General features: G+C 64.0%; 8 protein-coding genes. 7 read left to right on the top strand and 1 reads right to left on the bottom strand.

Going from position 1 to position 10,142, the window contains the following annotated elements:
- Positions 1 to 393: 393 nt before the first annotated feature.
- The 3 genes from ACVOLI_RS19340 to ACVOLI_RS19330 all read left to right on the top strand — a co-directional run bounded on the left by ACVOLI_RS19340 (position 394) and on the right by ACVOLI_RS19330 (position 4,710).
- On the top strand, positions 394 to 1,587 hold the full coding sequence (locus ACVOLI_RS19340) for a GGDEF domain-containing protein (protein WP_481615625.1): 1,194 nt from the start codon (positions 394 to 396) through the stop codon (positions 1,585 to 1,587).
- A 220-nt stretch (positions 1,588 to 1,807) separates the two neighbouring features.
- Entirely contained in the window at positions 1,808 to 2,617 is an 810-nt protein-coding gene (locus tag ACVOLI_RS19335; protein ID WP_481615624.1) for a hypothetical protein, read from the top strand.
- Positions 2,618 to 2,724: 107 nt separating this feature from the next.
- Complete coding sequence (locus tag ACVOLI_RS19330; RefSeq protein ID WP_481615623.1) at positions 2,725 to 4,710, top strand: alpha/beta hydrolase family protein; 1,986 nt, start codon at positions 2,725 to 2,727, stop codon at positions 4,708 to 4,710.
- 31 nt (positions 4,711 to 4,741) lie between these two features.
- Here the strand turns inward: ACVOLI_RS19330 and ACVOLI_RS19325 are convergent, their stop codons facing one another.
- Complete coding sequence (locus ACVOLI_RS19325; RefSeq protein ID WP_481615622.1) at positions 4,742 to 5,437, bottom strand: REP-associated tyrosine transposase; 696 nt, start codon at positions 5,435 to 5,437, stop codon at positions 4,742 to 4,744.
- A gap of 198 nt (positions 5,438 to 5,635) precedes the next feature.
- Between ACVOLI_RS19325 and ACVOLI_RS19320 the strand changes: the two genes are divergently transcribed.
- The 4 genes from ACVOLI_RS19320 (at position 5,636) to ACVOLI_RS19305 (ending at position 10,020) form a co-directional block, all read left to right on the top strand.
- Entirely contained in the window at positions 5,636 to 6,787 is a 1,152-nt protein-coding gene (locus tag ACVOLI_RS19320; RefSeq protein WP_481615621.1) for a YncE family protein, read from the top strand.
- Between the two features lie 458 nt (positions 6,788 to 7,245).
- Complete coding sequence (locus tag ACVOLI_RS19315; RefSeq protein WP_481615620.1) at positions 7,246 to 8,211, top strand: hypothetical protein; 966 nt, start codon at positions 7,246 to 7,248, stop codon at positions 8,209 to 8,211.
- Between the two features lie 92 nt (positions 8,212 to 8,303).
- Positions 8,304 to 9,395, top strand: coding sequence for a DNA glycosylase AlkZ-like family protein (locus ACVOLI_RS19310; protein ID WP_481615619.1), 1,092 nt, complete (start codon positions 8,304 to 8,306; stop codon positions 9,393 to 9,395).
- Positions 9,396 to 9,633: 238 nt separating this feature from the next.
- Positions 9,634 to 10,020 carry a hypothetical protein gene (locus ACVOLI_RS19305; protein ID WP_481615618.1) on the top strand — a complete coding sequence of 129 codons (387 nt, stop codon included), beginning with the start codon at positions 9,634 to 9,636 and terminating at the stop codon, positions 10,018 to 10,020.
- Positions 10,021 to 10,142: the final 122 nt, after the last annotated feature.

The raw sequence follows: 10,142 nt of genomic DNA, 5'->3' as shown, positions 1-10,142 counted from the left end.
AAACCCTTGTGCCACAAGGGCTCAACAGGGTTTTCGGAAGTTGGAGATATCCCTTAGGTATCAAGTAAAGGGAAAAGCACCCCCTGCGGGGGTCAAAAAGCGGCCCCAACCCGGGCCCAAAACCCGGTCGCCCGGGCGGGGGGGGGCCGCCCCCCCCACCCCCCCCCCCCACCCCGGTTTTTACCCCGGCCAACGTAAGAGGCCCCGTAACCGTTTACATGCCCTCTCCAGCCCGCCGCAAACCCCGTAACCCCAACCGAATTCGGTACGATACGCGCGGGGACAACGCGGTGCCGGGGGATCAGCGGCAGCGTTGCGAGTTCTTGTTTGGCATCCGTCGTTCCACATGAGGTGGACCAGCGCGCCTTCGCCTGCCTTTTTGTCGAACACCCAATGATCGCCACCCTCCTAGTCGGCATGCTCTGCGTTTACCTGCTGAGCTTCACCGTGATGTTCCTGCTCATCAGTCGTCGCCTGCAGGACGAGAAGATGGGCATGGACGTGTTCGGCGTGGGCAACCTGATGCTCGGCGGGGCCTATGTGCTGCAGCTGATGGAAGGTGCGCCGGGCTGGAGCTGGCTGAGCATGGTCAACCACACGCTCACGCTGTGCTCGCTGCTGGCGTATTGCGTGGGCGGGGCGCGGTTCTTTGGCCGCTCCACGCCGCTGGCGATGCCCTTGCTGTACCTGGCCGTGGGCTACAGCCTGCTGCAGATCGTGGTGAACTGGACGCTCGGCCCGGTGGCGCGTTACGTACTGCTGGCCGGCACCTGTGCGGTGTCCTTCGTCGGCATGGTGGCGGTGCTGTTGTACGGTGTGCGCAGTTTCGCCAGGGACCTGCGGGGGGAGGTGCTGCTGTTTGCTGGTTTGATCAGCGGCATCTGCGTGCTGAACGTCATCAAGATCGTCAAGTTGTTGTCCGGTGGTTTCGAGGCGCTGAGCATGGACGGCCAGTTCTCGATGATCTTCTATGTCTATATGTGCTCGCTGGCGACCATCCTGCCGCCATCGATCGTCTGGCTGGTGCTGCGCCGCCTGACCGACAGGCTGCGCGGCATTGCGGCCCACGATCCGCTTACCCAACTGCTCAACCGCCGCGGCCTGGGCACGGCGCTGGATGCCTGCTTCCGGCGACCGGGTACCACTGCGCGCTTGCTGCTGATCGACGTCGACCATTTCAAGCGCATCAATGACAACTACGGCCATCAGACCGGCGATGCAGTGCTCTGCGGCGTGGCCGAAGCCCTGCGCGCTTCGGTGCGCAAGGACGACCTGCTCTGCCGGCTGGGCGGCGAGGAGTTTGCCGCCATCTGCGTGGGCGCCAACGAAGCCTCGGCCCTGCGCGTGGCCGAGCGTGTACGCAGCAGCATCGAGCAGGCAGTGATGCTGCAGGGCCCGCGCTACGAAGGCCTGCGCTGCACCGTCACCATCGGCGTCTCCGACAGCTTCTCCAGCGAAGCCGACCTGGCCCACGCCATGCAACAAGCCGACGCCGCCCTCTACCGAGGCAAACACACCGGCCGCAACCGCGTAGAGCAAAACCGGGGTCAGAGTCGGGTTAACGCGGCGCTGGATACGGTGCATTAGTCGGCTGCGCCGGGGGCGGATTGCTGGCACGCTTGGGCCATGCCGAATCACCCGGCGGTGGCCAAACATCAAGGAAAGTGGCATGCGGCTGTGGTTCTTACTTGCGTTGCACAGGTCCTGGCTTGCTCGGCGTACTGACGTTCGCGCCTTGTTCGCACGTCGTCGCATCCGTTCTCCGTATTCGCTTCTCGGCCGTACAGGCCCGGGGCACGCTAAAGCCTTGCGACATCCGCGTCGCCATTGGATGGCCGGGACGGCGCTGCTTCTGCCGCTTGGCCTGATCCTGCCGACGACCGCCGCTGCGCGAGGGGAGGGCCTGCCAACCCGGGTTCTGATCAGCTACCAGCACATGGGCTGGGACATGATCGAGGAGAGCTTCGTGCTCGAGCGGCTGGCCGGCAGGCAGGACTACACCTTGCAAGGCAGCTACGAGGACCGCAATGGCGGTCGCAAGCGCGTGCAGCGTGACGTCGATGCCGCTGCGGTAACCGCCTTGGTTGAAGCGATTCGGGAGCCAGCCTGGGATCGGGGACGTGGTGTTCGCGGCGTGGCTGCGCGCTACCGTCGCGGCCAGCTGATCCCGAGCGGGGACTGGGAGACTTTTCCGCCGAACGGCTGCAGCAAAGCCGCGCAGCGCCTGGTAGGCGCCCAATACGTCGAGAACATGGGCGTGCTGGCACTGGTGGACGACCTGTACGGCAACGGCATGAGCTGGACCGATGACTATCCCTTCGCGGTCATCCAGTTGATCTGGGCCGACGGGCGCCGGCAGGTGTTGTACTCGGATTCGCAGAAGGCGCTGATGCTGCCTTGGCGCTTGGGCGAACCCGGTAATGCGCATGATTCGGCTGCGGAAAACTGGTCCATTCCGATCAGTGAGCATGTGCGAGCGCTGCTGCCGGTCAATAGCTTTCTGCATGCGCGTCTTGATGGCATGGAGGCGATGGCGCGCAAAATCGGCTATCGGGTTGAGCGCGCTGTGCAGCTGCAGTGCAGCGCGGATCTCGAGAAGCGCGAAGCCCGGAAGTAGGGAATCGGCTGGGACGCAGTGGGAGCGATGCGGAAACCTGACTCTGACCCCGGTTTTCACCTATGCTCCGGCGACCAGCGGGGGCTGGATTGCTGAGGAGGGGCAGGATGCGGATCTTGTTGGCGCTTGTGTTGTGTGCGGTGTCGTTGGGGGCACGGGCAGGGGAGACTTTGGATCTCACGCCTTTCGTGCAGCAGGACGTCTATGAGTGGGTGAAGATTTCGCCCGACGGCAAGCACTTCGCGGTCACCAAGCCGCTGGAAGACCGCACTGCGCTGCTTATCCTGCGCCGCGAGGATAAGGCCTTCACCGCCAAGATCATGGGCGGCCCGGATTCGGTGGTCGACGATTTCTGGTGGGCCAACGATGAGCGGGTGGTGGTGTCGCTGTCGCGCAAGCAGGGTTCGCGTGATGAGCCGGTATCGGTCGGCGAACTGTATGCAGTCAACGTGGACGGCAAGTACAGCATGTTGCTGGCCAGCCCTTACGGTGTGCGCGAACATCCCGGGCTGGTCACGGAGGTGCGAAATACCTTCGAACAGTCGGTCTACATGCTCGATCCGTTGGCGGGCGATACACGCAACGTACTGGTGTCGGCGGTACCGGTGGCGAGTGATCCGGTCGTCCGTATCGAAAAGCTCGACATCTACAGCCGCAACCGCGTGCGTATTGCCGAGGTACCGGTGCAGCGGGCGAGCTTCGTGTCCGACCAGGCCGGTGAAGTGCGCTTTGCGGTGGGTGCCAAGGCCGACAATGTTTCCAAACTGTTCTACCGCGAGGCGCGCGGGCAGGACTGGCGGTTGATCAACGATGAAGGCAGCAGCGGCCATCGGCGTTTCCCGCTGGGGTTCAGCGCGGACGGCAAGCTCGCCTACCTGCAGGTGGAACACGCCAGCGGGCCGGACAGCATCGTGTCCTGGGACCCGGCCAGCGGTGCCGAGGTGGAGTTGCTGCGCGATCCGCTGGTTGATCCCTACCAGGTCCTCTATGACCTCGATGGCAAGACACCAATCGGTGCCTCGTACATGAACGAGCGCGTCAGCAACCGCTTCTTCGACGAGACCGCGCGTACTGCGCGCTTCTACCGCAGCCTGGAAAAGGTCTTCGTGAATGATGCGGTGCGCATGACCTCGTCGACCAGCGACGGGCGTTACGTGCTGTTGTTCGTGTGGAGTGACCGCAACAACGGTGACTACTTCCTGTTCGATACCCAGGAGCGCAAGGCCGACCGGATGTTCAGCCGCCGCGAGTGGTTCGAGCCGCAGCAGGTGCCGCCGTCGCGCTACATCAGCTTCCGCGCCCGCGATGGCATGCAGCTGCACGGCTACCTGACCGAGCCCTTGAAGCCCGCGAACGGGCCACGGCCGATGGTGCTGCTGCCACATGGCGGGCCGTTCACCATCTTCGACCAATGGCGCTTCGACGACGACGCGCAGCTGCTTGCAGCGGCCGGTTACGCGGTGCTGCGGGTCAATTACCGTGGCTCAGGCAACTACGGCCGCGCGTATACCGAGGCGGGCAGCCGCGAGTGGGGGGCGCGCATGCAGGACGACCTGGCCGATGCCACCCGCTGGGCAATCAACGAAGGTGTCGCCGACCGCGAGCGCATCTGCATCTACGGTGCCAGCTACGGCGGTTACGCTGCATTGATGGGCGCGGCACGCGACCCGGACCTTTACCGCTGCGCGGCCGGCTATGTCGGCGTGTACGACCTCGAGCTGATGCATCGCAACACCTCCCAGCGCAGCCAATCCGGCCGAACCTGGGCGGGCGAGTGGCTGGGCGAGCGCGGCGATCTGGGCGCACGTTCGCCCGTATCGCTGGCCGACCGCATCAAGGTGCCGGTGTTCCTGGCGGCCGGCGGCAAGGACGAGCGCGCACCCATCGAGCACAGCAAGCGCATGGAACGCGCCCTCAAGAACGCAGGCGTACCGGTGGAAACCCTGTACTACCCGAACGAAGGCCACGGCTTCTACACCGAGCCGCACCGCCGTGAGTACTACGCCCGCCTGCTCGCCTTCCTAAGCCAGCATCTCGGCGGAGCAAAAGCAAAACCGGGGTCAGAGTCAGGTATTCGCAGCTCGGCGAACTGATCAGCGCAAGGTTGCCACTGCAGTCGATGCACTAGCGCGCCGGCCCCGCCGTTCGGGGCCGGCCACTCTTACCAGGCGTCAGACTACGGCCGAACTGCGCCTCGATCGCGGCCCGGAAACGATCGTTGCCCATGGGCTGCTGGCGGTTGAGGTGGTCACGGAAGCTCGCGATGTCTTCGTCATTCGCGCCCTGCACGAACTTTCGGTACGCCGCCTGTCGCTGCTTCTCGCAGACATCCAGCGTGGCGTAGCAGACGTGGGCCTGTATGGCCGGGTTCGCCACGCCATAGGCATTGTGCCGGTAACTCGACCACGGATAGTCGGCGGGTTGCGGCACCAATCCGGCGCGGACAGGATTCAACTCGATGTAGCGATAACAGCGCAGAAGGTGCTCGTCATTCGCGACAAGGTGCGATTTGTAGCGGCCTTCCCATAGCGTACCGCTGCGCTCGTAGGCGTCGTTGATATAGCGGACATAGCGCCGGCCCAATGCCTGCATCAGGCCGCTGATCGCGCCGGATTCAGCGGGCGTCATCAGCAGATGGACGTGGTTGGTCATCAATACATAGGCATGCACGCTGCATTCGCGCTCGATGCTGAGCGTGTGCAGATCCTGCAGGTAGCGCATGCGGTCGATGTCGCGGAAGAAGCATGGTTGCCGGTCGTTGCCGCGCTGAATCACGTGCTGGGCTACGCCCGGCGGATCGATTCGTGGTCGCCTTGCCATGTTGAACTCCGGTGGCCGCTCGTCTGCAACGCTAAGGTGACTGGTGTGGTGGATCGATCCGGGGAGTGGGTTGTTTGCTGTAAGAACCTGACTCTGACCCCGGTTTTGCTCTAACATGCCGGCACCAGCCAGCCATTCCCGTTCGACAACGGCGCAGCGAGCCAGGACACCCTTCGTGCCCTATCAAGGAGGCTCGCAATGTCGAAATCCCCTCTGTTCCGTTCCGCTGCGCTCGCGCTGGCGGTCTCTCTCGTGGTAGTTGCGCCGGCTGCTTCGGCAGCGTCGCCGGTTGCTGCCAATAGCAACGCCGCTATCACCGTGCAGCGTCAGGCCATCGCCAAAGGTCTGTACGAACTGGCTTACAGCCCCGCGCAGAATGCCGTTTTTGTCGCGTCTTCCGGCGGTTTTGGCGATGCTGCCGGCCCGGCCCAGGTGTTGCGTCTGGACCCCACCACGCTTGCCGTGCAGCAGCGCATTCCGCTTGAGCGCAAGGGCTTCGGTGTGGTGCTGGATGATGCCAGCAATCGCCTCTACGTCGGCAACACCGTCGATACCTCGGTGACGGTGGTCGATACCGCACAGAACAAGGCCATCGGCACCGTGCAGCTGATGGAGAAGGTCACCGGCAAGGACGGCAAGTCGTATTACAGCCATGACCTGCGCGAGCTGGTGGTGGATGCGCCCAACCATCGCCTGTATGTCACCGGGCATTCGCAGGAAGGCAGCGTGCTGTTTGTGGTCGATACGCAGTCGTTGCAGCTGATCGACACCATTGAGGGGCTGGGCAAGGCCAAGGCGCCGGGCCTGGCACTGGACGCGGCCGGCAAGCGCGTCTACACCAGCAATCTGCTTGGCGAAGTGGTCGCCGTGGGCACCGACAGCGGCAAGGTCGAGCAGCGCTTCCAGGTCAGTGCCGAGCAGCCGATGAACATCGCGCTGGACCCTGCGGGCACGCGTTTGTTCGTCACCGACCAAGGCCTGGAGATGATTCGCAAGTACCAGGGCAGCAGCATCGAAGGTTTCGTCTCGCGTCATCCGGGCAAGCGGGTGCTGGTGTTGGACCGCAGCAGTGGTGCAGAGCTGGCGAGCATCCCCACCGATGCCGGCCCGCTCGGCATCCTGCTGGATGCCGAGCGCAAGCGCCTGTACGTGACCAACCGCGAAGCCGGCAGCGTCACCGCCTACGACAGCGACAGCTACCAGCAGGTGGCCAGCTGGTCGGTGCCGACCCACCCGAACAGCCTGGCACTGGATGCGAAGAACAACGTGTTGTACGTCAGCATCAAGAACGGCGAAAGCGACCCGAAGGATGCTGAGGAAGCCGTTGCCCGCATCGAATTGGGCAGCTGAAGCAGAAGCACTTGCAGCATCTGATTGCTGCGGGGGCCGGGGCAGCACGCCTGCTGCCTCGGCCCTTCTTTTTGCGTGGTAGCGGGAACGGGCTCGAAGGTCCTGCGCGTTTGAATTGCTTGCGTAGCCGTTGGAACCCTTCCTTGGTCTTGCAAATCTGGCTGGGATAGGGCTGGCGGGCGGGGCAGGGGAGGTGCATGCGCGACTTCCGTATCGATCACGGCCTGGCAGAAGGAAGATGGATTGCTTCATACGGGCGGCGATGCAGCGGTGGCCGAGCCGGCTTCTTGACGCAGTCCTTGGGATGACCTGCAGCCCCCAGAGTGTGTACGCCCTGGATCGACGTCTATAGAATTCCGCTCGGGGAAACACCAGCATCTTTTTCCTGCGTCTCTCTTTTGGCGCGGTGTTGGACGCCTGTCCCTGCAACCATCCTTGTCGAAATGGAAGTCGAGTAAATGCAGATTCGTTTGTTGTCGCTGGCCTTGCTGGCGTTTGCGTGTGTGGATGTGCGTGCGGATGCCGGTGCAGGAGAGAGCCTCGCTGCCCCTGAAGCCCAAGCGAAGGTCGAGCGCCCGGCGCGCATCCGCCTGTTCGGTCAGAACGGCGTAGGGCTCACGATGTATACCAACGCGGTCTGCAGGAAGGAGTACGACGAAGAGATCGAAGCGTCGGGCTCGCTGGGGAACTACTTCAAGGCGATGGTCCGCAAGAAGCCGGAGAACATCTCCATCGGCATGCCGGAAACCGACGACAGCCGCAACCTGGCCACGCGCGACAAGCTGTGGGCCAGCCCCTATTACACCGAGCACGCCTTGGTGCCCGGCCAGCCGGTGTTGTTGCAGGCGAACATCGCCAACGGATCGGGCTGGACCTGCAACCGCGGTCGTGGCATCGAGCTCGGTTTCGTACCGGAGCCCGGTGTGGACTACGAAGGCGATATGATCCGCGACTTCGAAGGTGGCAGCTGTGGCATCGCGATCCGTCGGCTGGAAGCGGACGGAAGCACCGCGCCCATCGTCGGCCAGATACCGCCTTCCAAATGTGAAGCAAGACCGGCACGCACCCCGTCGCTGATGGTGATGCTGATGAACGCGGATAACCTGCAATACCGCCTCGCCGAGGAAGATGCTGGCATCGACGAGCTGGACAACGATGAAGACAGCCTGGAAGACCTGGAAGAAATGATCGCCGAGGCGCCCATCACCGCCGCCATGCCGGTCTGCATTGTCGCCAGCGCCGACAGCCGCGACAGCGAGTTCGGCAAGAAGCTGCCTGCGCTGCTGGAAAAGCGCGGCGTGCAATCGCAGGTGATGCGGGTTGATGCCAATGCGCTGACGGCCGAGTGGGGCCTGACCGAACAGCAGCCGCTGGGCTTTGCCTTGGCCGAGTATTACTGCCGTTCGGTCAGCGAGCTTCGTTGATCGCGAGCGGCACGGCCAGAAGTGCATGAGGCCGGCATTCGTGGCTTCTGGAACTATGTTCCCGCAGACACGGATGCTGGCATCATCCGCCCATGACGCTCACCCTCGACCACCTGCGCCGCTACGCGGTCGCCCGCACGCTGTTCAAGCCGACCACGCTGATGCGGGCGATTGCCAAGCTGGGGTTCGTGCAGGCTGATCCTATCCGTGCGCCAGCAAGGGCGCAGGACCTGACGCTGCGGCACCGGGTCCTGGGATACCGGGCCGGGGACCTGGAGCGGCGCTATCCACGACTTCCCATCGAGGAAGATTTCTTCGTCAACTATGGCTTCCTGCCACGCGACCACCAGGCGCTGATGCACCCGCGACAGGCTCGGATGGAGTGGACGCCGGCACGCTGGAAGCAGGCGCAGGCGGTGCAGTCCTTCATCGCCGAGCGCGGTGCGGTCCACCCGCGTGAGGTTGATGCGCACTTTGCACATGGCAAGACCACCAACTGGTTTGGCGGCTCGTCCAATGCCAGCACCCAGTTGCTCGATGGCATGCATTACCGCGGCCTGCTGCGGGTGGCACGGCGCGATGGCGGCACGCGCGTCTATGCAGTTCGCGACGCGGCGCTGGCGGTAACTGCTGCCGAGATCGATGCGCGCATGGATGCATTGATCGACCTGATTGTTGGCAAGTACGCACCGCTTCCCGATGCAAGCCTCGGCCAGCTGGTGGCCTATCTGGGGAATGGTGTCCCGCAATGGAAGGATGCGCGCAAAGCGGCGTTGGCGCGTGCGCGCCTGCGTCTGCAGCGGGCGAGGGTGGATGGCATTGATTGGCTGTGGCCTGCCGATGAGCGTGCGGAAAGCCGTCGCTGGAAGCCGGATAGCCAGGTGCGCCTGCTGACTCCGTTCGATCCCGTGGTCTGGGATCGCCGTCGCTTTGAGCTGCTGTGGGGTTGGGCTTACCGCTTCGAGGCGTATACCCCGCCGGCAAAACGCAAGTTGGGCTACTACGCGTTGCCGCTGCTGTGGGGCGATAGGGTCATTGGTTGGGGCAATCTATCGGTGGCTGGTGGCGCGTTGAGTGCGCAACTGCAGTACGTCGAAGGACGGGCGCCGCGTGACGCTGGGTTTGTCGACGGGCTGGACGCGGAGCTGGGCCGCATGCGGGTATTCCTTGGGCTGGATGAGTGAGTTGAGGTCTGGGCAGCGGGCGGTATCCGGACGTAGTGCCGTTGAAAGGATGCGCTTGCACCTCTGGCCGCCGTTTTGCTCGGTTGCAGGTGCCGTTGAGCAAGCCGATCGCTTGCGAGCGGAACACCGGCTTACTCGTTCGCGAGCGACGGATACCTTAGCGGGTCGAGGTTGATTGCCAGCTGGCGCATCGGTCATGCTGCGCTGCCACGCCACAACAAGCCCGCAGGACCATCACGTGCCGACATCCACCGCAGCCACCGCCCGCAACAGCGCCCTGCATATGGCCGTGGCGTTCATTGCGATGGGTAGCTGGGCCACGTTCGCGAATCTTGCGCACGCGATGCCGCGGCCGTTGATCGCAGGCGTAGTGCAGGGCATCTTGTCGGCGCTGATCACCCTGTTCCTGAAGCGCATGATCGAGGCGCTGTCCGCGCGTTTGCCCGGAAGCGCCGGTTATTGGGTGCCGCCGGTGGTTGCTGTTGCGGTTTCGCTGAGCTTGCTCAGCAGCATCCATTGGATCGCTGGCACGCCTGAAATCTTGCGCACGATCGTGGTGCCGCTCTCGGTAACCGCGATCTATGCGACGAGCTACAACTTGGCGCTGCGGCGGATGGCGACGTAGGGGCAGGATAGGAGCGATGTGGGAGCGGCGTAAGCCGCGAAGCTCGCAACACCTGCAACCCGTAGTGGCGGGGCCCGGGGGGGCCCGGCGGGGGGCGGGGAAACAAAGCCCCCCCGAGGGGG

This window comes from Stenotrophomonas sp. STEN029, assembly GCF_056760015.1.
The sequence above is the reverse complement of the archived record's forward strand: the minus strand, read 5'-3'. Positions and strand labels throughout refer to the sequence as shown.

Bases quoted from the DNA above. Each gene is read 5' to 3' on its own strand.
- ACVOLI_RS19315 (WP_481615620.1), top strand. From the start codon at position 7,246: ATGCAGATTCGTTTGTTGTCGCTGGCCTTGCTGGCGTTTGCGTGTGTG.
- ACVOLI_RS19330 (WP_481615623.1), top strand. From the start codon at position 2,725: ATGCGGATCTTGTTGGCGCTTGTGTTGTGTGCGGTGTCGTTGGGGGCA.
- ACVOLI_RS19340 (WP_481615625.1), top strand. From the start codon at position 394: ATGATCGCCACCCTCCTAGTCGGCATGCTCTGCGTTTACCTGCTGAGC.
- ACVOLI_RS19310 (WP_481615619.1), top strand. From the start codon at position 8,304: ATGACGCTCACCCTCGACCACCTGCGCCGCTACGCGGTCGCCCGCACG.
- ACVOLI_RS19320 (WP_481615621.1), top strand. From the start codon at position 5,636: ATGTCGAAATCCCCTCTGTTCCGTTCCGCTGCGCTCGCGCTGGCGGTC.
- ACVOLI_RS19325 (WP_481615622.1), bottom strand. From the start codon at position 5,437: ATGGCAAGGCGACCACGAATCGATCCGCCGGGCGTAGCCCAGCACGTG.